The 23,042-nt window shown below is 65.3% G+C and carries 19 protein-coding genes; 14 read left to right on the plus strand and 5 right to left on the minus strand.

What is annotated here, in order from left to right:
* Positions 1 to 11: 11 nt before the first annotated feature.
* From I9P22_RS02970 to I9P22_RS02980, 3 genes are all read left to right on the plus strand, one after another.
* Positions 12 to 4,268, plus strand: a complete 4,257-nt coding sequence (locus I9P22_RS02970; RefSeq protein ID WP_199257908.1) for a strawberry notch-like NTP hydrolase domain-containing protein — start codon at positions 12 to 14, stop codon at positions 4,266 to 4,268.
* A gap of 3 nt (positions 4,269 to 4,271) precedes the next feature.
* Entirely contained in the window at positions 4,272 to 5,285 is a 1,014-nt protein-coding gene (locus I9P22_RS02975) for a DUF7146 domain-containing protein (RefSeq protein WP_199257909.1), read from the plus strand.
* 235 nt (positions 5,286 to 5,520) lie between these two features.
* Positions 5,521 to 6,462 (plus strand): DUF2493 domain-containing protein, encoded by a 942-nt coding sequence (locus I9P22_RS02980; protein ID WP_199257910.1) that lies wholly within the window; start codon positions 5,521 to 5,523, stop codon positions 6,460 to 6,462.
* 80 nt (positions 6,463 to 6,542) lie between these two features.
* Here I9P22_RS02980 and I9P22_RS02985 read toward each other — a convergent pair whose 3' ends face one another.
* Both I9P22_RS02985 and I9P22_RS02990 read right to left on the minus strand, forming a co-directional pair.
* Positions 6,543 to 7,859, minus strand: coding sequence for a hypothetical protein (locus I9P22_RS02985; RefSeq protein WP_199257911.1), 1,317 nt, complete (start codon positions 7,857 to 7,859; stop codon positions 6,543 to 6,545).
* Positions 7,860 to 7,914: 55 nt separating this feature from the next.
* Positions 7,915 to 8,448 carry a DUF6650 family protein gene (locus I9P22_RS02990; protein WP_199257912.1) on the minus strand — a complete coding sequence of 178 codons (534 nt, stop codon included), beginning with the start codon at positions 8,446 to 8,448 and terminating at the stop codon, positions 7,915 to 7,917.
* A 451-nt stretch (positions 8,449 to 8,899) separates the two neighbouring features.
* On the opposite strand from I9P22_RS02990, the gene I9P22_RS02995 reads away from it, so the two are divergent.
* The 7 genes from I9P22_RS02995 to rlxS all read left to right on the plus strand — a co-directional run bounded on the left by I9P22_RS02995 (position 8,900) and on the right by rlxS (position 14,211).
* Positions 8,900 to 9,247, plus strand: a complete 348-nt coding sequence (locus I9P22_RS02995) for a hypothetical protein (RefSeq protein ID WP_199257913.1) — start codon at positions 8,900 to 8,902, stop codon at positions 9,245 to 9,247.
* A 153-nt stretch (positions 9,248 to 9,400) separates the two neighbouring features.
* Positions 9,401 to 9,775, plus strand: a complete 375-nt coding sequence (locus I9P22_RS03000; RefSeq protein WP_021225994.1) for a DUF736 domain-containing protein — start codon at positions 9,401 to 9,403, stop codon at positions 9,773 to 9,775.
* Positions 9,776 to 10,110: 335 nt separating this feature from the next.
* On the plus strand, positions 10,111 to 10,323 hold the full coding sequence (locus I9P22_RS03005; RefSeq protein ID WP_199257914.1) for a hypothetical protein: 213 nt from the start codon (positions 10,111 to 10,113) through the stop codon (positions 10,321 to 10,323).
* A 164-nt stretch (positions 10,324 to 10,487) separates the two neighbouring features.
* Positions 10,488 to 10,727, plus strand: coding sequence for a helix-turn-helix transcriptional regulator (locus I9P22_RS03010; protein ID WP_199257915.1), 240 nt, complete (start codon positions 10,488 to 10,490; stop codon positions 10,725 to 10,727).
* Positions 10,724 to 11,227, plus strand: coding sequence for a conjugative transfer signal peptidase TraF (traF, locus tag I9P22_RS03015; protein WP_199257916.1), 504 nt, complete (start codon positions 10,724 to 10,726; stop codon positions 11,225 to 11,227). The genes I9P22_RS03010 and traF overlap by 4 nt, the downstream gene beginning before the upstream one ends.
* Positions 11,215 to 11,865 carry a lytic transglycosylase domain-containing protein gene (locus tag I9P22_RS03020; protein ID WP_199257917.1) on the plus strand — a complete coding sequence of 217 codons (651 nt, stop codon included), beginning with the start codon at positions 11,215 to 11,217 and terminating at the stop codon, positions 11,863 to 11,865. Before traF ends, I9P22_RS03020 begins: the two co-directional genes overlap by 13 nt.
* A gap of 366 nt (positions 11,866 to 12,231) precedes the next feature.
* Entirely contained in the window at positions 12,232 to 14,211 is a 1,980-nt protein-coding gene (gene rlxS, locus I9P22_RS24780) for a relaxase/mobilization nuclease RlxS (protein ID WP_332908991.1), read from the plus strand.
* Positions 14,212 to 14,295: 84 nt separating this feature from the next.
* Here rlxS and I9P22_RS03030 read toward each other — a convergent pair whose 3' ends face one another.
* From I9P22_RS03030 to corA, 3 genes are read right to left on the minus strand one after another with little or no spacing between them, the layout of a single operon-like run.
* Complete coding sequence (locus I9P22_RS03030) at positions 14,296 to 15,135, minus strand: undecaprenyl-diphosphate phosphatase (RefSeq protein WP_199257919.1); 840 nt, start codon at positions 15,133 to 15,135, stop codon at positions 14,296 to 14,298.
* Positions 15,135 to 16,100 (minus strand): calcium/sodium antiporter, encoded by a 966-nt coding sequence (locus I9P22_RS03035; RefSeq protein ID WP_199257920.1) that lies wholly within the window; start codon positions 16,098 to 16,100, stop codon positions 15,135 to 15,137. Before I9P22_RS03035 ends, I9P22_RS03030 begins: the two co-directional genes overlap by 1 nt.
* A gap of 22 nt (positions 16,101 to 16,122) precedes the next feature.
* Entirely contained in the window at positions 16,123 to 17,094 is a 972-nt protein-coding gene (gene corA / locus I9P22_RS03040) for a magnesium/cobalt transporter CorA (RefSeq protein WP_199257921.1), read from the minus strand.
* A 287-nt stretch (positions 17,095 to 17,381) separates the two neighbouring features.
* On the opposite strand from corA, the gene I9P22_RS03045 reads away from it, so the two are divergent.
* The 4 genes from I9P22_RS03045 to I9P22_RS03060 all read left to right on the plus strand — a co-directional run bounded on the left by I9P22_RS03045 (position 17,382) and on the right by I9P22_RS03060 (position 23,002).
* A complete protein-coding gene (locus I9P22_RS03045; protein ID WP_199257953.1) occupies positions 17,382 to 17,630 on the plus strand; it encodes a TFIIB-type zinc ribbon-containing protein in 249 nt (82 codons plus the stop codon).
* A gap of 449 nt (positions 17,631 to 18,079) precedes the next feature.
* Positions 18,080 to 19,000: an ABC transporter ATP-binding protein gene (locus I9P22_RS03050; protein WP_199257922.1), complete on the plus strand. Its 921-nt coding sequence runs from the start codon at positions 18,080 to 18,082 to the stop codon at positions 18,998 to 19,000.
* Entirely contained in the window at positions 18,990 to 21,920 is a 2,931-nt protein-coding gene (locus I9P22_RS03055) for a Gldg family protein (protein ID WP_199257923.1), read from the plus strand. The genes I9P22_RS03050 and I9P22_RS03055 overlap by 11 nt, the downstream gene beginning before the upstream one ends.
* Complete coding sequence (locus I9P22_RS03060) at positions 21,917 to 23,002, plus strand: DUF4340 domain-containing protein (protein ID WP_199257924.1); 1,086 nt, start codon at positions 21,917 to 21,919, stop codon at positions 23,000 to 23,002. The genes I9P22_RS03055 and I9P22_RS03060 overlap by 4 nt, the downstream gene beginning before the upstream one ends.
* The last annotated feature ends 40 nt before the right edge of the window (positions 23,003 to 23,042 follow it).

Consider the following 23,042-nt stretch of genomic DNA (forward strand, 5'->3'; position numbering starts at 1 on the left):
GGAGCAATCTCATGAATCTGATGACGCCAGCGGCGGCGGTGACGGCCGCCGCACCCCTCCGTGCGCCCGAAGAGGAGGCCGCCTGCATCCTCAAGGCGGCGGAGCGCATTCTCACCGGTCTCGAACGCGGCCTTCTCATCGAGGCCCGCGTCCTGCGGCAGGCGATGGAGGAGGCGTTCGGCGGTTCGGACGCCGAGGGCTGCTGGACCTGGAAAGCCGCATATGAAGCTTGCGAAGCCGCGCAGGTGCTGTTCCTCCGCAAATATGGTCGCGCCATGCGGGAGAAGGCGGGCTCGCCCGCCGCACAGCTCGCCATGCTGTCCCGCATCGCCGGGCTTCTTCCCACCCACACCCGGCGCACGCAGGAGTCCGAGGAGTTCCAGCAGTTCAGCACACCCATGCCCCTTGCTTATGCGGCCGGCATCGCGGCGGGCCTCACCGGCGACGACGCGCTGCTGGAGCCGTCGGCCGGCACGGGGATGCTTGCCGTATTCGCCGAGATTATGGGCGCGCGGCTGGCGCTCAACGAGATCGCCGAGACGCGGGCTGCGCTCCTGCGGCGACTGTTCCCGGACAGCCTGGTTACCACGCATGACGCTGCCAGCATCGATGACCGGCTGGCGGACGATATTGCGCCGTCGGTCGTTCTCATGAACCCGCCCTTCTCGGCGGCGCTCCACGTGCAGGGGCGCGTCTCCGACGCGGACTTCCATCACGTGCGCTCGGCGTTGGCGCGGCTGCCCGAGGGTGGTCGCCTGGTCGCCATCACCGGACACAATTTTCCCTATGACCGGCTCAATGGCGCGGTGCGCTTCACCTGCGTCGTGGGCGGCTCCGTCTACCACAAGCACGGAACCACCTTCGACACGCGCCTCACCGTCATCGACAAGTCGCTTGAAACGGCTTCGCCGCCGGTTTCGCCGCGCGCGGAGAACGCCGCCGAATTGCTCGCCCGCGTCATCGAACATGTGCCGCCTCGTTTGGCTGTAGACGTCGAGATCGGGCTCGGGACAGCGGCGAAGCCCGCTGTTGCGCGCGAGGTCGCGCCAATCGCGCGCAGGCCGCAGCCTGTCATTTCTGCGTCGCCCGATGCTGTCGAGCTCACCTATGAGCCCATCGAATGGAAGCCGGCCCAGGGCGCCGACCTGACCGACGCGCTCTACGAGGGCTACGCCCTGCAATCGATCCATATCCCAGGCGCCAAGCCGCATCCTACGAAGCTGGTGCAGTCGGCGGCTATGGCCTCGGTGGCGCCGCCGCACCCTTCCTATCGGCCGCATCTTCCGGTGCATATATTAAAGAGTGGCATCCTCTCCGACGCCCAGCTTGAGAGCGTCATCTATGCCAGCGATGCGCATTCCCGGCATCTCGCCGGATCGTGGACGGTCGATGAGACCTTCGACAATATCCATGCCGCTCCGGAAGGCGCCGAGAATGCTGTGCGTTTCCGCCGCGGCTGGTTCCTGGGCGACGGCACCGGCTGCGGCAAGGGCCGACAGGTCGCCGGCATCATCCTCGACAACTGGATCAAGGGCCGCCGGAAGGCGCTGTGGATCTCGAAATCCGACAAGCTGATCGAGGATGCCCGGCGCGACTGGTCGGCGCTGGGCATGGAGCAACTGCTCGTCCAGCCCCTGTCTCGCTTCAAGCAGGGCACGCCTGTCCGGTTGTCGGAAGGGGTGCTGTTCGTGACCTACGCCACCCTGCGCAACGAGCCGCGCCTGCGCCAAGTCATCGACTGGCTGGGAGACGGCTTCGACGGCGTGATCGTTTTCGACGAAGCCCATGCCATGGCCAACGCCGCCGGCAGCAAGGGTGAGCGCGGTGAGCAACTCCCCTCTCAGCAGGGCCGCGCTGGGCTGCGCCTGCAGCGCGCCTTGCCGGATGCCCGTATCGTCTATGTCTCCGCCACCGGCGCCACGGACGTGCGCAACCTCGCCTATGCCGAGCGGCTGGGCCTGTGGGGCGGCGAGGATTTCCCTTTCGCCAATCGAGCCGAGTTTGTGCAGGCGGTCGAGGCCGGCGGGGTCGCGGCCATGGAGGTGATGAGCCGCGACATGAAGGCCCTCGGCCTCTACACGGCGCGGTCGCTGTCCTATGAGGGCGTCGAGGTCGAGATCGTCGACCACAATCTCACCCCGGCGCAGGTGGAAACTTACGACGCCTATGCTGAAGCGTTTCAGGTGATTCACTCCAACCTGAATGCCGCCCTCGAAGCCTCGAACGTCACCGGCGAACGAAAAACCCTCAACGGCCAGGCGAAGTCCGCTGCCCTGTCGGTGTTCGAGGGCGCCAAGCAACGTTTCTTCGCCGCGCTGCTTTCGGGGCTGAAGACCGCCACGCTCATCAAATCCATCGAGGCGGATATAGCGGCGGGACATGCCGCCATCGTGCAACTGGTCTCTACCGGTGAGGCGATCCTCGACCGCCGCCTGTCCGAGATTCCAGCCGAGGAATGGGTGGACCTGAACGTCGATCTGTCGCCCCGCGACGTGATCCTCACCTATTTGCAGCACGCCTTCCCGACGCAGCTCTATGAGCCTTACACCGACGAGGACGGCAATCTGCGCTCGCGCCCCGCATTCGATGCCGAGGGCAACCCGATCCAATGCAGGGAGGCGCTGGCGGCGCGTGACCGGATGATCGAACGCCTCGCCTCGCTCGATCCCGTGCCCGGCGCGCTCGACCAGATCATTCAACGCTTCGGGACAGACAAGGTAGCGGAAGTGACGGGACGGTCACGGCGGATCGTGCGCAAGGGCGATCGGCTTTGTGTCGAAAATCGTCCGCCCTCGGCCAATCTCGCCGAGACGCAGGCCTTCATGGATGACGACAAGCGCATCCTGATCTTCTCGGACGCCGGCGGGACGGGCCGTTCCTACCATGCCGACCGGGGCGCGAAAAATCAGCGCCTGCGCGTCCATTACCTGCTCGAAGCGGGATGGAAGGCCGACACCGCCATCCAGGGACTCGGCCGTTCCAACCGCACCAATCAGGCGCAGCCGCCGCTGTTCCGCCCCATCGCCACGGACGTGAAGGCCGAGAAGCGCTTTCTTTCGACGATTGCCCGCCGCCTCGATACCCTTGGCGCCATCACGCGCGGGCAGCGCCAGACTGGCGGCCAAGGGCTGTTCCGCGCCGAGGACAATCTCGAAGGCGATCAGGCCCGCGCGGCGCTCAGGCAGTTCTATTACTGGCTGGCGCAGGGCGCCATTCACGGCTGTTCGTTGACTCAGTTCGAGGAAATGACCGGCCTGACGCTGACCTTCGAGGGCGGCAACATGAAGGAGGAATTGCCGCCGATCACGACCTTCCTCAACCGGCTGCTGGCGCTGCCCATCGCCATGCAGAACACGCTGTTCGCGGCGTTCGAGGAGATTTTGAACGCCCGCATCGAGGCGGCGATTGCAGCGGGTGTCCACGATATCGGCCTGGAAACCATCCGCGCCGAAAGCCTGATCGTCACCGACCGGCGCACCGTCTGGCGGCACGACAGCGGCGCTGAGACGCGGCTGTTCACGATCGAGCGGCGCGATCGCAACCGCCCCATGACGGCGGAAGAGGCGATCACCATCGAAGACGGGCGATTGCTCGTCAATGAGCGCTCCGGCCGCGCCGCCGTCAAGACGTCCGCGCCGAGCCTGATGCTCGATGACGGCAGCGTGGAACGCCGCGTCCGGTTGTTGCGCCCCATGCAGCGCGACACGATGAGCGTCGATGACTTCGCCGCCACGCACTGGAAGGAAGCGGAGAGGCAAGAATTTATCGCCGCATGGGAAAAGGAGATCGCCGGGATTCCGGAATTCTCGACGAGCACGTTCCATCTCGTCACCGGCCTGCTGCTGCCGATCTGGCGGCGTCTTCCGGAGAGCAACGCCCGCGTTTACCGGCTGCAAACCGACGATGGCGAACGCATCATCGGCCGCATGCTGACGCCCATCGAGGTGGAAGCGTTCTGCCGCAATATCGGCATGGAGGCGCCGAAGCTCTCCACCGGGGACGCCTGGGGCCTGATCAACGAAGGCAAGGTCACGGCCCATCTCGCCGATGGCCTGGTTCTACGCCGCGTGCGCGTGATGAACGAGAGCCGCATCGAACTCACCGGCTTCACCTCAGGCGTGGTCGATGCCCTGAAGGCGCGCGGCCTGTTCGGCGAGATCATCTCCTGGAAGCTGCGGTTGTTCGTGCCTGTGGGCGAGGCCGGCAAGGCAATTTTCGAGAGCCTCGCCGACCGTTGGCCGCTCACCGAAATCGCGGATCGGGGGTGACATATGTCCCGCGCCGCCGATCTGGCGCGCCGTCTCGGTGAACAGGCCGAGGCGGTGTGCCGCTACTACCTGCCGAATGGCCGCCGCCAGGGCCGATACTGGATCTGCGGCGATGTCATGGGAACGCCGGGGCGGAGTCTTTATGTGCACCTTTCCGGCGAACGTGCCGGGAAGTTTTGCGATGCCGCTGATGGAACGCATGGCGATCTTCTCGACCTCATCGCCCTCAATCGCGGCCTCGGCTTCCGCGCCGCGCTCGATGAGGCGCGGGGATTCCTCAGTCTGCCCGTTCTGCCGATCCGCACAGTCGCCCCGCCCGCGCCGTCGGGCTCTTCCGAAGCGGCGCGGCGGCTCTTTGCCGCGTCGAAGCCGATCCGGGGCACGCTGGCCGAACGCTATCTCCAAAGCCGCGGCATCATTCTACCTGCGGACGTTGCCGCTCTGCGCTTCCATCCGCGCTGCTTTCATCGCGGGCCTGCGGGGCGCGAGATATGGCCGGCGCTCATCGCCGCCGTCACCGATCAGGGCGGCGCCATCACTGGCGTGCATCGCACCTGGCTTGATCCTGACGGCGGCAAGGCGCCTCTCGATCAGCCGCGTCGCGCCATAGGCCATCTTGCCGGAAACGCGGTCCGGCTCGGCCTTGCCTCCGACGTACTGGCGGCGGCGGAAGGCATCGAAACGGCGCTGGCGCTCAAGACCGTGATGCCCGCCATGCCGGTCGCCGCCGCACTCTCCGCCGCCCACCTCGCTGCCCTGGTGTTCCCGCCCACGCTGCGCCGTCTCTATGTCGCGCGCGACAATGACGAGGCCGGGCGTTTCGCGCTGGAACGCTTGCGCGCCCGCTCCAGAGCCGGCGATATCGACATCCGCGCGCTGGCACCGAGGACGGAGGATCTCAACGCCGATCTCCTCACCCTCGGCCCGGACCGGCTCAGGGCATGGCTCGCAGAGCAGCTCTTCCCGGACGATGTTCAGCGTTTCCTTGTCGCGGGCGGACGGACGCGATGCGCGTGAAGGTCCTCAGCGCCGGATGGCGATGAGCGAGCATTGGGCCGGCCTCCCGGTTCGGCAAGGGCCGCGCCACGGCCTTTCCAGGAGGGGGATCTGCCGGAGGCAGGCCAAGCCGCAACGGCTTCGCCGTCCTCCACTGGCGTTCCGGCCCTGCGGGTGCGGCCCGGCCTTGCGCCTCCGGTGGGCGATCCCCGGAAAGGCCGCGACGGGCGCGGCCTCGGAACCGGGAGACAGACCCATGCTGCACGACCTCTTCACCGACGACGCCTTCGAACCCCACCACGCGGCATCGCCAACCGCCCGTGTCCTCGACGAAATGGCGCTTCACGGCGCCCGTCCCGGCCCGGACGATCCGGAGCGCCTGACCGTGCCCGAAGCCGACCGGGCCGAGCAGGAGATCGAGACCGCCGCAGCCGCCCTCATTGCCCTCATGGCCGATACGGCGCTCGACGACGATCTCGACGACGTCCTCTGGGGCTTCGCCAATCTTTTCCACCGCCGCCTCGGCTATCTCGATCGCATGCTCGACGACAACGAGATGGCGCAGCGCCGCTTGGCAAGCGAGCAGGACGGCTCGGAGGTCAAGTCCGTCGAGCTCGAGCGCCTGATTGCCCGTGGCGAGGCATTGCTCGAACGCCGCGCCGCCTTCGAGAACCTCCGCGATCTTGCCGCCATCCAGTTCGAATCTGCGACTGGTTCCGCCTGGCGGCCGCATACCGGCTCGATGACGAACCGGCGGACGATGACGGCGGCCATGATCGACAGCCGCGATTTTCTGGCCGCCAAGCGCCGGGCCGAGATTGAGCCGCTGCTGCCCGTCGGTCCGCGCATCGTCTTCACCGGTGGCGTCGACTGCAACGATCACGCCCGCATCTGGGAGGCCCTCGATAAGGCGCGCGCCAAGCATTCCGACATGGTGCTCATCCATGGCGGATCGCCCAAGGGCGCCGAGAAGATCGCCGCCTGCTGGGCCGACAATCGCGGCATACCGCAAATCGTCTTCAAGCCCGATTGGACCCGCCATCGGAACGCCGCGCCCTTCAAGCGCAACGACCAGATGCTCGAAGCAATGCCCATCGGCGTCATCGCCTTTCCCGGCTCCGGTATCTCCCAGAACCTCGCCGACAAGGCGCGGAAGATGGGGATCGCGGTGTGGAAATTTGGCGAGGGCGGCGCGTAATGCGCCGCCCCATTCTCATGCAAGTCTTGCTCCATTGAATGCCGGCGCAGACACGTCTGCTCCTGCGGGCCGAACCCAGCTCAGCCGCTCCGCATTCCTTCTTCCGGAGACCAGGTTCTATGTCCGACTATGCGCCGTGGTGGTGGGCTGCCCAGCAATGCCAGACCATCCCGATATAGCGCGTAGGCGTATTCAGATTCGGACGAAACATCGCTCTCTTCGCCTCGATCCATGGCGAAACCGGAGGGTTCGACACGTGGAAGTTCGAGGACTGCGGGCATGTTCTCTCGCCCGCTGCGAATGATCGCGCTCAGGGAGTTCAGAAACCGTTCAGCGGACTTTTCCTCCATGACGAACCATCCCGCAAAGCCATCGCCGCTTCGTCGTAGCAAGCGCCTTCGCGGAAAACGCGGCCACCATCTCGGATCATGCCAGAGGTCGTCCAGCCAGTGGGGATAGTCGTGGAATGGCCAGAGGGGTTCCGCGCTGGCGAGAAACGTTCGACCCGCGTATGGAATTGCCAGGAAGCTGAGTGGTGAATCAACATCGGGGCGCTCCCCTCCAGCGCGAGCCCAATCGATCCAAGCTACAACGCTCGGCGCATCCATGAGAGAAAAATTGGCGCGATGCGTCGCGAGCGCGAGCGAGGTCGGCGTCGACTCCGGGCTCGAGCCTGGGGGCGGTTCCGTAGGAGGCGACCGCTTGCCACGCGGCTTGGAAATGCGCGTCTCGGCAGCATGCAGAAAGGCGCCCGCTGATCCTGGTCTTGAGCCAAACGCGATCGAGTAGCCGTGAATGACCTTACCGTGGAGCGATTCGGCCGCCAGATGGGGCTTCACCTGCTTGCTGTACTTGCGCTGTGCCTGTCCGGTGATGGTCGCGGCCGACACGTTGGCGGCAAACGATCCACGCGCTTCCGCCAGCACCACTCCGTAGCCCGAAACCGCACCGTCGCCATAGATGAAGTCGGCATGCGGGGCGAGCGCACTCGAAAGGCAGACAGCATTGTCTCGCCACGTATAGCCGAGCGCATTCATGAGCAGGTCGGTGACGCCGGCTCCGAGGCGCCCGGCGAAGGTGGTCCTTTCGGCGTCGGCCAGCGAGTTGATGTGCTGTGTGAGCGCGAATGCGGGGCCATCCTCGATCAGCCATTCCACTTCAGTCAGGGCGCTGTCTCCCCACCGCGCCAACATTTCCGGCGGTGCATCCCGCAGCGTTGCCGTTCTTGCCATCGACGCCGCAAGAGCGGTCGGCCCGAACGTCAGGGTCTTGCACATACCGGGGGCATTGAAGCCCACGGAGATCGGACTTGGGTTATGCCGATGGCGCGTGTGTCCAGTGATGCCGACCGATTTTTCGGCTCGCCAGACCGCAGCGGAGGTCAAGACATCGCTCATGAGATGCTTCCGGCCGACAGCTTGCCCCGTCCGCTCCGCGTCTGTCGCAGCACCTTCATGATGCATCGTCCGCCGAGGGAAGAATCGATGCGAGCTCGCCCTCGACATCGATGCCATATTGATAGGCGAGGGCTGCGACGTGGGTGCCAAACGTCGCCCGCAGTTCCCCAAGAGCGACGAAGAATGGTGGGCTGCCTTCTTCGTCGCCGAAGCGACCTCTGCCATACAGGGGTGGCAGGTTGCGGAAATCCGGATGCGGCTCCTCGAGGAACCTTCGACAGGCGGCGCGCATGGCACGGATGGATCCGGCGGCCCGAGCGGTCTCGGGCAGAGCTTGCAACGTCTCTGTCAGCAGTTCGCGCACATGCAGGACCGAAGCGGTCACTTGTGAGACGACTTCGAGATGGTATGGGACGAAAAGAACACGCCGGTCTTCCAGCGCGGTCAGCAACCGCCGGATAATCTCTCGTTCGTCAGCGGGAGGCGTCCACTGAACCCCAAAAAATGGCAGCGAGAACCCCGTCAATCGATGGGCCAGCGATTTCGCCGCTATCTTTCCCTTCTTCGTGATGTCACCCGATTTGCTCACGCCCAGGTCCCCCCAATTGTTCGACGGCTCTACAATAACCCAAGATTGAATCTACCATCGTTTGTGAAATTTGCCGTAGATCAAACCAGCCCAGGGCATCAGAGAAGCCCTTCTCGCGGCAAACGTAATAGGGTGAGAAGGGTGCCGGAAGATGTGGCGCCCGCGCGGGGACAAGCCCCGCGCGCCGGGCTCTCGTGAACCGAACCGCCTTCGGCGTTTCGGCCTTCGGCTTCGATCCCTGGCGCGAGCGCCCGCTCCGCGGGCGGGTGGCGGTCCAACAGCGCCGGCCAAGGCGCGCCCCGCCGGAGGCGATGGTGACGGGGCCTGGAGATGAGAATGCGGCGCTGACTATGGCTCCCAAGGGCAGGCCGGAACGCCATCTTTCCTGCATCTCCGGCTCCGATGGGCGTGCGTATGCGGTCGAAAGGGGCACGGCACGCAGGCGGTCGGATTGGTCTCGCTGCCTGCGGCTACGGTGGCGCACCGGCGCCAGTTTCATCGCCGCGGCGATGCCGTCAACGGCGCGCAGCGGGAGCTTTGGACATGCCTGAGCGCGGTCGAAGCCCGAGTGGTTGGCGGTTTTCGTGTCGTTGTAACCCCAGCCAAGCCGTCGTCCGATGCGGTGAATTCGGTGGCGGGAAAGGCCATGGCGCTCCTTCGCCAACTGTTCATCGAGGCAGTCACCATCCCTGCATGTCTCTCATCGCGTAAATCCCGCGCCGGTCCGTTCAACCCGCCGTCCGGGAAAATTTCCCCTGCCGCGAAAAGTGCTCCGCTGACGCTGCGCCCCTTCGGGTGACGGCGAAGCCGTCAACTTTTCCCGGCATTCCTCGCGCCCGCTTCGCTCCAAATTTTCCCTTCCGGCGGGTCCTCCACTTCGTTCCGGCCCTCCGCTCACGCTGCGGGTGAACCGGCCCGCCTATGCGGTCTTTCCGCTGGAGCCATCGCAGGGATGGTCCCTGCGACGAACAGCGAAAGGATCATCACCATGGCCATCACCCTCGGCACGTTCACCAAGCAGAACGACGGCAGCTTCACTGGGACCCTCAAGACCCTCAACGTCACCGCCAACCTCGTCGTCGTCCCCGTGGACAAGATGTCCGAAAACGCCCCCGACTATCGCGTCTATGCCGGCAACGGCCAGCGCTACGAGGTCGGCGCCGGCTGGAGCCAGGTCGCCAAGTCGAGCGGCGAGACCTACCTGAACCTCAAGATCGCCGCGCCGGAATTCGGCCCCAACTGGGTGCGCGCCCGCCTCGTCAAGCTGGAGACGCCGATGGAGGACGGCACCTCGCACCTCGCCCTGTGGGAGCCGCGCGAGCGCTGATCCCGCCCACTCCCGAAGACCCCGCCGGAGCGCATCCGGCGGGGCTTATCTTCATGCATTCCGCCGCGCCCGACCGCCGCAATCCAAGCGGTGTCGGCGCTGGTCGCGCCGACGGGCTTTCCGTCTCGATCTTCCCATTCTGCCATCCGGCGCAACGAGCCTGTAAAGGATCGCGGGCACCCTCCAAAATGCTCCGTTCCGCTGGCGCTCCACTCCGCATTTTGGCTCCTCCCGCGCCCGCTTCGCGGCGGCTTCGCCGTCCTTGACAGGCTCTATCCGGATGACCGGGGACCCCGTTCTCTGACCAAGAGAACGGCTCAATCAAGGAGGTTCCCATGTCCATCCAGATCAATTTCGCCCACGACATCCGCGTTGAATATCGCGGCCATTTCTACGCCGAGGACGAGCTGCGCGAGAGCATCTGGCTCGTCAATATGGAGCTCCGCAATGGCCTGCCGAGGCGCGAGCGCATCGAGGCCAAGCGGCAGATCGCGGAGATGGAAGCAGCGCTCGAGGCGCTGCTGAACACCGCGGAGGCGGGGCACTGAGCCCCGCTTTTCGCGGCGTTTTCGAGCCGGACGCCGGTCTCTCGTCCATCCATCGCGAGGGGGGATCGTTTTTGGCACCCCCCGTTTTTCGATCCTGAGCAAGCGCGCTCCCCGCCGACATCCTTCGCCCATTCGCGTCGATCTTCGCCGAAAGGAGCCAAAGGATGATCGATCACACATCGAGGGCGGCCGAGGCTCGCAAAGGCTCGCCATTCCTCTCCACGCGGGAGGCCGCATTCTATCTCGGCCTCTCCTTCCGCACCCTTGAAAAGATGCGCCTGACGGGCAACGGCCCGCGCTTCCGCAAGCATGGCCGCTTTGTCCGCTACCACATCGCCGACCTCGATGCCTGGTCGGAAGGACGGCGGCATTCCTCCACATCTGACGGGAGAGAACGCGGATGAAAGGGCCTGCCGTTCGTCCTCTTGCCGCCATGCTTGCGGGCATCGCGCTCGTCGGCTTCTCCGCCATCGCGCACCCCCAGCCGCGCCTTGTCTGGAACGCCTCGGCCAGCGCGCCGATCGGTCTCTATCGTGTTATTTCCGGCGCGCCAGAACGCGGCGACTTCGTCCTGGTCCGCATCCCGAAATCCATCGAAAAGCTGGCCGCCATCCGCGGCTATCTGCCCGCCGGCGTGCCGCTCATCAAGCGCATTGCCGCCGTCGCCGGGGATGATGTTTGCGCCTTCGACGGGGGCGTCATCGTTAATGGCGAAATCGTTGCCCGCCAGCGCAAGGTGGATCGGGCAGGACGTTCCCTGCCGCGCTGGAATGAATGCCGGGAACTTGTCCAGGGCGAATTCTTCCTCTTGGGCGACGCACCGGACTCCTTCGACAGCCGCTATTTCGGGCCGGTGACGAGCGCCCGCGTGATCGGGAGGCTCGCGCCGCTATGGACCGACTGAGCCCCCTCATCTTTGCGGCCACGGCCGCCATCATCACGCCCGCCGAAGCCGGTGTTCTCGACAAATGGCAAGCCCATATCGCCGAAGCGTCGCAGCGTTTCGGCATCCCCGCCAGATGGATCGAGGCGGTCATCATGGCCGAGAGCAGCGGCAACCTGAAGGCCATCTCCTCCAAGGGCGCCATGGGTCTGATGCAGCTCATGCCGGAGACCTGGGCCGAGTTGCGCGATCAACATGATCTCGGCGCCGATCCCTTCGATCCGCGCACGAACATCCTCGCCGGCACCGCCTACCTCAAGGCCATGCAGGACCGCTTCGGTCATCCGGCGCTGTTCGCCGCCTACAACGCCGGACCGGGCCGCTACGAGGATCATCTGCGGACCGGAAAGCCGCTTCCCGCCGAGACCCGCGACTATGTCGCGCGCATCGCAGAGATGCTCACGGGTGCGGGCCATCTCGCTTCGGACGGAACGAATTCCCCGCCGACCGGCACGCGGAATCCCGATCAAATCGCGTCCGGGCAGCGGCTCTTTTTCTCGCTCTCGACGACGAAAAGCGAGGCCGCAGGCAACGAAGATTCCGTCGCTAATGGTGAGCTTTTCGTGCCGCTCTCCCAACGAAAATCCGACGAGAAATGAGACCGGACATGCGCGTCCGGAGTCCGTTTCCCGCCCCGATATTCGTGTTCACCGCAGTCCGGCGGCGTGGCTTCGCCGCCGCCGGGCTTTCTCGCCATCAGTCGACGTAATCGCAGATGATCGTGGATGGTCGCAGACAGGCTGATGGAAGCCGCGTAAGGCAAGATGAAGCTCCGGCACCATCCGCCAAGTCGCGGATCGTAAGCCTTTGTCTGCACATTGGTTTTTCCGTCGGCGGATGGTGCTACGCACCACCGCCGTGGTGCCATGGGGGCCGCAATGCCCCGGATTTCCTGCGGTCGGTTGGCACCAATTTCCAGAGGCTCGTTTCGTGGCCATTCTATTGGGGTCTATGAGGAGCAGACCGTGTTCGACGACGACAATTTCAAACCCAAACTCGGCAAGATCCGGTCGCGCGGCTCGAAGGGCGGACGCAAATTCCTGCATCAGGTTCTCGCCGCGTCGAACCTCGCGCGCGGCGGGGCGGGCGGCACACGCAAGTCCCGCTTCACCGGCAGCCGCATCGGGCGCGGCGCCGGCGTCGGGCATGTGCTCGCCAATCGCGATCGTTACGCTGCTTTCCGCCAGCGCCGCGTCATCATCAAATCCCGCATCGTCAAGCTGGCCGGGAAGGGGATGGACGGGGCGCGGGCGCATCTGCGCTATATCCAGCGCGACGGCGTGACACGCGAGGGTGAGCCGGGCGAGCTTTACGGCGCCGAGCAGGACCGGGCGGACGGAAGAGCCTTCCTGGAGCGCTCGGAGGGCGACCGCCACCAGTTCCGCTTCATCGTCTCAGCCGAGGACGGCGCGGAATACGACGACCTCAAGCCGCTCACACGCCGCCTGATGACACGCATGGAGGAAGATCTCGGGACCAAGCTCGATTGGGTGGCCGTCGATCACTACAACACCGGCCATCCGCACACGCATATCCTGGTGCGCGGCCGCGACGAGCGCGGCAAGGACCTCATCATCGCCCGCGATTACATCACCACCGGCATGCGCGAACGCGCCGCCGAGATCGTCAGCCTGGATTTCGGGCCGCGCTCGGATTTCGAGATCGAGAGCCGGCTGCGTCATGAGGTCGAGCAGGAGCGCCTGACCAGCATCGACCGCCGCCTCATCCGCGACATGGACGATACTGGTCTCGTCGCCGCGACCGACCGCGACGCCTTCCGGCAGAGTCTGCGCGTGAGCCGGCTGCAGAAGCTGAAGCGGCTCGGCTTGGCCGAGGAACTTCGCCCCAGCCAATGGCGGCTGGAAGTGGAGCTGGAGGATACGCTCCGCCGCATGGGCGAGCGCGGCGACATCATCAAGACTATGCACCGCGAAATGGCCGGGCAAAACATCGCCCGCAGCCCCGGCGATTACGCGATCCTCGACCCAACGGACGCGAACACGAAGTCCGTCATCGGGCGCGTGGTGGCGCGCGGACTATCCGACGAACTTCACGACCGCCACTATCTGATCGTCGACGGGGTGGATGGGCGGACCCATTACGTCGACATCGGCAGGGGCGAGGCGACCGAGCCGACATCGGACGGCAATATCGTGCGGGTGACGCCGAAGACCATCGAGCCTCGGCGAGTGGACCGAACCGTCGCCGAGGTCGCCGGCGCCAACGACGGGCGCTACACCATCGACCTGCACCTCAAGCATGATCCCCGCGCCACCGAGGAATACGCCGAGACCCATGTGCGGCGGCTCGAGGCCATCCGCCGCGCCACCGGTGGCGTCGCCCGCGAGCCCAACGGTAGTTGGATCATTGAGCCCGACCATCTTGACAGGGTGGTGGAGTACGAGCGGAGCCTGGCTCGCGCAGCGCCGGTCATTGTGGAGAAGCTTTCCCATCTCACGCTCGACCAACAAGCGGGCGCCGACGGGGCGACCTGGCTCGACCGCCAGCTCGTCTCGGATCATCCCGAGCCCACCCGCGACTCCGGTTTCGGCCGGGAGGTGCGTGAGGCCCAGGCGCGCCGTCGGCAATGGCTGATCGCCGAAGAATTGGCTTACGAGGAACAGGATCGGATCGTCTATCGTGCCAACATGCTTGCCGTTTTGCGCCGGCGCGAGCTTACTCGCGTGGCCGGTCAGCTCTCCGAGGAGTTGGGCCTTGCCTATGTCGAAGCCCGCCCCGGCGAGCCGGTGGAGGGCACGCTCCGCCGTTCCGTCCAACTCGCCAGCGGCAAATACGCCGTCATCGAGAAGTCGCGCGAGTTCACCCTCGTTCCTTGGCGGCCCGTCCTCGAGCGTCACATCGGCAAGCAGGTCTCCGGCATCATGCGCGGCGACGGCATCTCCTGGACCATCGGGCGGCAGAGGAGCGGGCCGAGCATATCGTAGCCATTCGAGGGGGAGACCGGTCGCCAGGGTGTGGCCTTCAATTGACAATCGCGGCGTCAATCAAACCGATGGTGCTGTCTGCCGCTAAGCGCTGCCAAGCATGCCTGTCGCCAGGAGTGTTCCGAGAAGTCCCGCCAAAATCAGGCGGTAGAGAACGAACGGCAGAAGGGTCGCCCGCCGGAGCCACGCCATCAACCCTGCTATTGCGGCAAGCGCGCTGAAGAACGCCAGCACACCTGCGACAAGCGCATCCGTCTGTATCGCCGCGCTGCCGGACTGGACGAGGTCGGCGCCACCGAGAACGCCCGCGGCTGCTGTCGTCGGGATGGACAGAAGCAGGGAGAAGCGCGCGGCCTCGGGCCGCCGCTGGCCGAGAAAGAGCGCCGCAGTCATGGTGATTCCGGACCGGCTGACACCGGGAACCAGGGCGAGCGCTTGCGCCAGGCCGATAATCATCGCGTCGCGCCAGCTAAGATTCGCGACCGTCCCCCGGGCCTTGGCTGCGCGCCGGTCGGCCAGCCACAGGACAATCCCGAACACGAGCGTCGTCACGGTGATGAGTGCCGGGCTGCGCCAGTCATTGGCGATGTGATCCTTGAGCAGCAAGCCGGCAATGACGACCGGCACCGTCGCCGCAACAATCTGGAGGCTGAGCCGGGCGTGGTCCGTCATGCGTCCGCGCAGTGCGTCGATACCGCCGGTCACCAGCCGCGCCGTATCGCGCCGGAAGTAGAGCATCACAGCGAAGAGCGTGCCGATATGCATCGCCACATCGATAGCGAGCCCCTGGTCGTCCCAGCCCGTCAGCGCTGGAACCAGAATCAGATGGGCCGAGGAGCTGATCGGCAGAAACTCGGTTATGCCCTGGACGATCGCGAGAACGACCAGATGAAAGAGCGGATTGCCCGTCGCCTCCTCCGCCATCACGACCCCATCCCGTTCCTGAACAGGAAGATCATGTATGCGGCATAGACGGCGAGCATGCCGATGCCCCAGAGGCGGCCGATACGTTGCGTTGCGAACAAGAGCACGAGCAACGCGCAGCTCGCGCCGAGCATGACCGGCGTGTCGATATCGCGGAACCGGGCGCCGACTTCGATCGGCTGGATGACCGCGGTCGTTCCGAGAATGGCGAGGACATTGAAGATATTGCTGCCGATGACGTTGCCGAGCACGACATCGGAATGCCGCCGGACCGCCGCCACGATGGCCGTCGCCAGTTCGGGTAGCGAGGTGCCGACGGCGACCAGCGAAAGGCCGATCACCGCATCGGGGACGCCGAACGCGCGCGCGATCGAGATCGACCCGTCCACCAGAAGATCGGCGCCAATCACGAGAAGGGCAATTCCGCCCAAGGAGACGAGCGGCGGCAGCCATGCGCGCTTGAGCGGCACATCCTCGAATTCCTCGGTCTCCTGTTCGAAGACCGTCAGCGTCTTCTCCCGCCGCTCCAGCCAGTAGCTGGCGAGCAGGTAGACGGTCAGGACGGCCAGCAGGGCGAAGCCTTCCACCCGGGTGATGACCTGTCCCTGAACCAGCCCGAACAGCGCCAGCGCCACGAGACTGGCAACCAATGCTTCCCGCACCGCCGTGCGCTTCCATCCTGAAATGGGCATGATCAGCGCCGCCACGCCGAGGATCAAGAACACATTGGCGATGTTGCTGCCGACGACATTGCCGAGTGCGATCTCGGGCGATCCGCCCAGCGCCGCATTGACCGAGACCAGGAGTTCGGGCGTCGAAGTTCCGAACCCGACGATCACGAGTCCGATTATGAGCTTGGACAGCCCGAACCGCTCGGCGAGCGCGACACTGCCACGAACCAGCCCCTCTCCACCGAGAAACAGCAGCACGAGGCCCGCCGCCGCCAAACCGAAATCCGTCACCATTCTATCGTATTTCCTTGCAGGTTCAGAGCCAGCCGCGGCGCTTGAAATAGACGTAGGGGAGTATCGCCGAGAGCACCATGAGCCCGAGCGCCATCGGATAGCCGTAGACCTCGTCGAGCTCGGGCATGAATTGGAAATTCATGCCGTAGATCGAGGCGATGAGCGTCGGCGGCAGGAACACGACGGCGGCGACCGAGAAGATCTTGATGATCGCGTTCTGCTCGATGTTGATCATGCCGAGCGTCGCATCGAGCAGAAAGGTGATCTTCTGTGAGAGGAAGCTCGCATGGTCCGCCAGCGAGCGCACGTCGCGGGCGAGCGTCTTGATGCGCTCGCGCACATCCTTGCCGCTCTTGCGCTGCATCGCTCCCTGGCCCAGGAAGCCGACCAGCCGCTCGAGCGTCACGAGGCTGTCGCGGATGTTGGATGTCAAGTCGCCTTTGCGGCCGATGGTTTCGAGGACCTTCTGAAAATCCTGGCTCTTGGTCGGCTTGGCTCCCTTGTGCTGGAACACGTCCCGCGAAATGCCGTCGATGTCGCGCCCCGCCCGTTCCAGGATATCGGCAAGCCTGTCGACGATGGCCTCAAGCAGGGCGATGAGCACGCCTTCGCCCGTCTCGCACCCCATCGGCACCTTTTCGGCGCGCATGGGAAAGGTCTTGAAGGCACGGGGCTCGTGATAGCGGATGGTAACTAGCCGGTTGCCCGTGAGAACGAAAGTCACCGCCTGCATCTGCGGATCGTCGCCATCCGCCTGCGCGGGCAGGGTGGCCGTCATGAAAGAGGCTCCGTCCTCGTTGTAGAGGCGCGACGATATCTCGATCTCCTCCATCTCCTCCCTTGTCGGGATATCGATTCCGAGCCGCTTCTCGAGATCGTCTTCCTCGGCGTCCGAGGGGTTGACGAGATCGATCCAGACCATGCTTTCGGGAAGCTCCGATGTTCCCTCGACCGCTCTCAAGCGGCCGCCCTCATTCAAGAATCCGCGGATCATCGGCGCCTCCTTTCCTTCATGCAGTTCTCCGGGAAAAATGCCGTTGGACGACGGCGGCGACAGTACCCATCCGGCCTCCGCCTGCCAATCGAATTATTCCCGACCGGGAACTTTCTGTTGACGCCGGGCGACGGGATCGCTTTCATCTGATCGTCATGAGCGACAGCCAATCCATCGCGGCGTCAAGCGATCTCGGTGCCTTCATCCGCTCGCGGCGAAAGGCGCAGGGGCTCACACAGCGCCAGCTGTCTATGGCCGCCGGAAACAAGAACAGGAGACGCGAGAGCATGCAATGTCCCGTTGACAATGAAACACTCGTCATGACCGAACGCAGCGGCGTCGAGATCGATTACTGCCCGAAATGCCGGGGCGTGTGGCTGGATCGCGGCGAACTCGACAAGATCATCGAGCGATCGGCGGCGCCATCGGATCCCTCGCCAAGGCAGGAGTCGTCCCGCCAGCAAGCCTACGGGCACGGCGGCAAGCCGTACCGCAAGAAGAAGGAATCGTTCCTGAGCGAACTTTTCGACTTCTGAGGGGCCATGCCGACGCACCTCCTGACATGGCGGTTTGGCAGCATGTCCGTTCCGGTTGGACGGGTGCCGTGAGTGCTATTTCGCGGCGCGCCGTCACCCGGCGACAGGATTTCGGCATCTGACCAATTGCGGTCACATTTTCTTCCTATGCGAGGCAAAAGACTGAATTTGTTAATAGAATAATGAAGAAAGCGCTCGACAGACCTTTTTCTGAATACTCTCCTTGTGTGCGCCGAAGGCGACGACCCGTGCCCTTTCGATTATCCGGGCGAGCCCTTTGGGCAGTCGCGGATTCCATGATGCCCTGCATCAAGCCGGCGCCGAGCCTGTGGATGGTCCATTTGTTCACGCGGCCGCCACCGGGACGGTTTTTGAGCCCACCACCCGCCACAACGTGATCGCGAACCTCGGTTCGCACCCGCTTCCAAACATTGCAGGGAGGTCAAACCATGATTGAAGTGGAGTCGCTGACACGCGTCTACGGCAGCCTTACGGCTGTCGACAACGTCAGCTTCTCGATCGGAAAGGGAGAGGTCGTCGGCCTGCTCGGCCACAATGGCGCCGGCAAGAGCACGATCATGAAGATGCTCACGGGCTATCTCGAGCCCACCTCGGGGTCGATCCGTGTCGACAGTCTTCGGATGGGCCACGACACGCGCGCGATCCAGGCGCGCATCGGCTATCTGCCGGAGAACTGTCCCGTCTGGCCCGAAATGACGCCGATAGACTATCTCGACTACCAGGCCAGTCTGCACGGCGTTGCCGCCGCCGATCGCGATGCCAAGATCGCGCGCGCCATCCGCCGCGCGCAGCTTGCCGAGAAGGCGAGGGATCGCATCGAGACGCTCTCGCGCGGCTACCGCCAGCGCGTCGGGGTCGCCCAGGCGATCCTGCACGATCCCGACATCATCATCCTCGACGAGCCGACCAACGGTCTCGACCCGACCCAGGTGCGCGAGATGCGGGGCCTGATCCGCGAACTGGCGCAATCCGCAACGGTCATTCTCTCGACCCACATTCTTCAGGAGGTTCGTGCGGTCTGCGAGCGCGTGCTGATCATGCGCCGAGGCCAGTTGGTGCTCGACGAGAGGATCGACGCGCTGGAAGCCGCCAGTGGGCTGCGGCTCGCCACGGATCACGATCTGTCGGATCGCCTTTCGCAGCTTGACGGCGTCAAACAGGTGCAGGCTCTCGACAGTGTCGATGGACGGTTCGCCTTCGCGCTGGACGCCGGGCACGAAACGGCGCCCGAGATCGCGCGCGCCGTCCTCGATGCAGGCGCCGCGCTTTACGCGCTGGAGCCGCATCGGCGCGACCTCGAGACCGTTTTTGCCGAACTCAACGAAGGGGAGGCCGCACATGCTGCGTGAGATCTCCGCAACCGCCCGCAAGGAGTTCGCGGGCTTTTTCTCGTCCCCTGCCGCCTACATCTTCCTCGGCGGTTTCCTCGCGGCGACGCTGTTCATCACTTTCTGGGTCGAGACGTTCTTCGCGCGCAACATCGCGGATCTGCGGCCGATGTTCAAATGGATGCCGGTCCTGATGATCTTCCTTGCGGGCGCGCTCACCATGCGCGCCTGGGCGGAGGAGAGGCGCGCCGGCACGCTTGAAACGCTTCTGACCACGCCGGCGCGCCCGCTGAGCCTGGTTCTCGGCAAATTCCTCGCAGTCGAGGCGCTGGTCGCGGTCGCGCTCGTGCTGACCCTGCCGCTGACCGTCAGCGTTTCGACGATGGGGAACCTCGACTGGGGGCCCGTCGTCGGCGGTTATGTCGCCACACTGTTCCTGGCCGCCGCCTACGTGGCGATCGGCCTGTTCGTCAGCGCCCAGACCGACAATCCGATCATTGCGCTGATCGTGACGGTCCTGGTGTGCGCGGTGTTCTTCTTCATCGGCTCGGACCTGCTGACGAGCCTGGCCGGACGGGACTTCGCCGCCATTCTCGCCGCCATCGGCTCGGGCACGCGCTTCGATTCCATCACGCGCGGCGTGCTCGACCTGCGCGACCTCTACTATTACATCTCGATTGCAGGCGCGTTTCTCGCCCTCAACGCGTACCAGCTTCACCGCCTCAAATGGGCCGGCAATCCCACCGGCAGCCGGCACGCCCTGTTCTCCGGCGTCGCGGCGCTGGCGGTGGCGAACCTGCTGATCGCCAATGTCTGGCTTGCCCCGGTCGCACAGGCGCGCGCCGATCTGACACAGGGTGGCCGGTATACGCTGTCCGAGGCAACGGCAACCGCGCTGTCCGGCCTTGAGGAGCCGCTGCTCATCCGCGGCTATTTTTCGACGCAGACCCATCCGCTGCTCTCGCCGCTGGTGCCCCAGCTCCGCGATCTCCTGACGGAATACGCGGTTGCCGGCGGCGAGGAGGTCAGGGTTGAATTCGTCAATCCCACCGAGAATCCGGACGCCGAGGAATCGGCCGCGGAATTCGGCATTCGGCCCACTCCGTTCCAGACGGCCAGCCGCTACAGTTCGTCGGTGGTGAGTTCCTATTTCGACGTTCTGGTCTCCTATGGCGACGAATACGAGACGCTGGGCTTCCGCGACCTGATCGAGATCAAGGGTCGGAGCGCGGAAGACATCGATGTCGGGCTCGCCAACCCGGAATACGCGATCACCTCGGCCATCAGGAAGGTGACGCAGGCCTATCGTTCCGGCGGCGATCCTTTTTCGGCGATTGCCGGCGGGGTGGCGTTCAAGGGCTATGTCTCGCCGGCCGAAGCGCTGCCGGAAAGCCTGCGCCCGGTACGGGCGGACCTGGTTGCCGCTCTCGAAGAGATCGCAGCGGACAATCCGGACAGCTTCTCCTATTCGCTCGAGGATCCTGAGGCCGACGGCGGTGCGCTGGCCGGCCAGCTTCAGGAAGAGTTCGGGCTCGGCCCGCAGCTTGCCGGTCTCTTCGATCCCCAACCCTTCTGGTTCTCGCTCCGGCTCGAGGGCGACGGGCGCAATGTACCGGTTACCCTGCCTGAAACGGGGGAGCTGGATTCCGCAGCCTTTCGCGAGGCCATCGAGGCGGCGGCGAAGCGGCTGGCGCCGGGCTTCCTGCGCACGATCGCGCTGGCGACCCCGTCGCCGCAGGCCGCCGCGAACCCGATGATGGGACCGGCAGGCCCCAGCTACAGCCAGTTGCGCCAGCGGCTCGGCGAGAACGCACGGGTCGTGAGCGCCGATCTGTCGACCGGACGCGTCCCGCAAGGGACCGATGTGCTGATGGTGCTCGCTCCCGATGCGCTGGACGAAAAGGCCCGGTTCGCAATCGACCAGTTCCTGATGCGCGGCGGCTCGGTCGTTCTCGCCACTTCGCCCTATCAGGTCGATATGACGCGCACGCTGAGCGCCGCATCCCACGAATCCGGCCTGTCGGAGTGGCTGACCGGGTACGGCATAGAAATCGGCGAGAACATGGTGCTCGACCCGCAGAGCGCGGCGCTGCCGGTTCCAACCGAACGGACGGTTGCCGGAATCCCTCTGCGCGAGGTGCGCATGGTTCCCTACCCATTCTTCCCCGACGTCCGGGAAGACGGGCTGGCCCAGGATCATCCCGTGACGGCGGCGATGAGCCAACTCACGCTTAACTGGGCCTCGCCGATTACGATCGACGAGGAGGCCGCGGGCGACCTCTCCATCGCCCGGCTCATCCAGAGCTCGCCGCGAAGCTGGACCGTCGAAAACCCGGACGTCATGCCGGACTACCGGGCTCATCCCGACACCGGCTTCGCGCCGGGCGAGGAGAGCGAACGCCATACGCTCGCGGTCGCGGCAACGGGCCGGTTCACATCGGCCTTTGCCGGCCAGGACTCGCCGCTCGTCTCCGCACCCGAAGACACCGGGGACCAGGACGGCGCGGAGGAGCCGGCCGCCAATGCGGAAGGTGCCGATACCGACGCGGAGAGCGAGCCGGCGGCACCGGAGTTCGGCGGCGTCATCGAAAGCTCGCCCCCAGGCGCCAAGCTGGTGGTCGTGTCGGCTTCGGGCTTCGCTTCGGACCTGATGCTGGATCTGGCGTCGCAGGGGGCGGGAACGACCTACACCCGGCCGGTGGAGTTCCTGCAGAACGTCGCCGACTGGGCCACCGAGGACCCGGCCCTGCTGGCCCTGCGCGGGGAAACCCAGTTCGCCAACATGCTCGCGCCGATGTCCGATACGCAGCGGACCATGTGGGAGTATCTGAACTACGGATTTGCCGCACTCGGACTGCTCCTCGTCTGGGGGCTTCGCCGCATTGCGCGGTCACGCGGCCGCGCACGCTACGATCGCATTCTCAATGAGGTGACGGCATGAGAACGACACTCATCGCACTCTCCGGCCTGTTCGTTGCACAGATCGCGCTGGCCGTCTGGTTGAACCTGTCGAGCGGCGGCCTTGCCGGGCAGCCGCCGGGCACCCCTCTGCTGGCCTTCGAGGCCGATGCGGTCGAGCGCCTGACGATCTCGGATGCGGACGGGCAATCGGTGACCCTGGCGCGCGCTGACGAGGGCTGGCGGTTGCCGGACGCCGGCGATTTTCCGGCCGACACGACAAAGGTCGATGGTTTGCTGGCGGATCTGGCGAGCGCGGAGCAGGGAGCGGCGGTCGCGACATCGGATACGGCCGCCGAGCGCTTCCGCGTCTCGGATGACGCCTATGAGCGCAAGATCGTGCTCGAGCGTGAGAGCGGCGACCCGGCCACGGTCTATCTGGGCACCTCCCAGGGCACCCGCCAGGTGCATGTGCGACGCGCGGAGCAGGACGGCGTCCATCGCATCGCTTTTTCCACCTGGCGCGCGCCCGCGGACCGGGCCGACTGGCTCGATAAGACAGCACTCCAGGTCGACCCGGCTGAAATCGCCTCGCTAAAGTGGAACGGCATCACGCTGGAAAAGGTCGCGTCCGAAAGCAATGGATCGGAGTCTGAAGACCAGGGTGAGACAGATGCGAACGCGGCCGGCACGGCGACCTGGCAAGCGACGGGAACGCCTGTCACGGACCCGCCGGCCGATGCGGTGAATGCCCTTACCGACCAGCTTTCCCGGATCCGCATCAACGGGCTCGTGCCCGAGGAGGACAGCGACGCCTATCAAACCGCCGCGCTGGCGCTCGACATCGTGCTCGAGGACGGGACAACGCGCACCTACACGCTCCTGAAAGGCGGCGATGACACGTCTTACGCGGTCAGGAGCTCGACGCTCCCCGGACTGATGACGGTTTCTGCTTCCACCGCCGAGGCGATCGTGGAGGCGGCCGCCGATCCCGCGCTGACCGGGGCGGAGACGCCGCCTGAGGAATCGAGTCCGGCAGACAGCTCGGAGGCAACCCCGCAGGAGAACGCCTCCGCGGATGCGGCTCAATCAGCCGATCCATCCGAAGATACTCCACAACAGTGATACACTTGTGCCGCCGCCATCAAAGCGGCGGCACAAGTTT

This window comes from Paracoccus binzhouensis, assembly GCF_016446475.1.
In the GTDB taxonomy this organism is placed as follows: Bacteria; Pseudomonadota; Alphaproteobacteria; order Rhodobacterales; family Rhodobacteraceae; genus Paracoccus; species Paracoccus binzhouensis.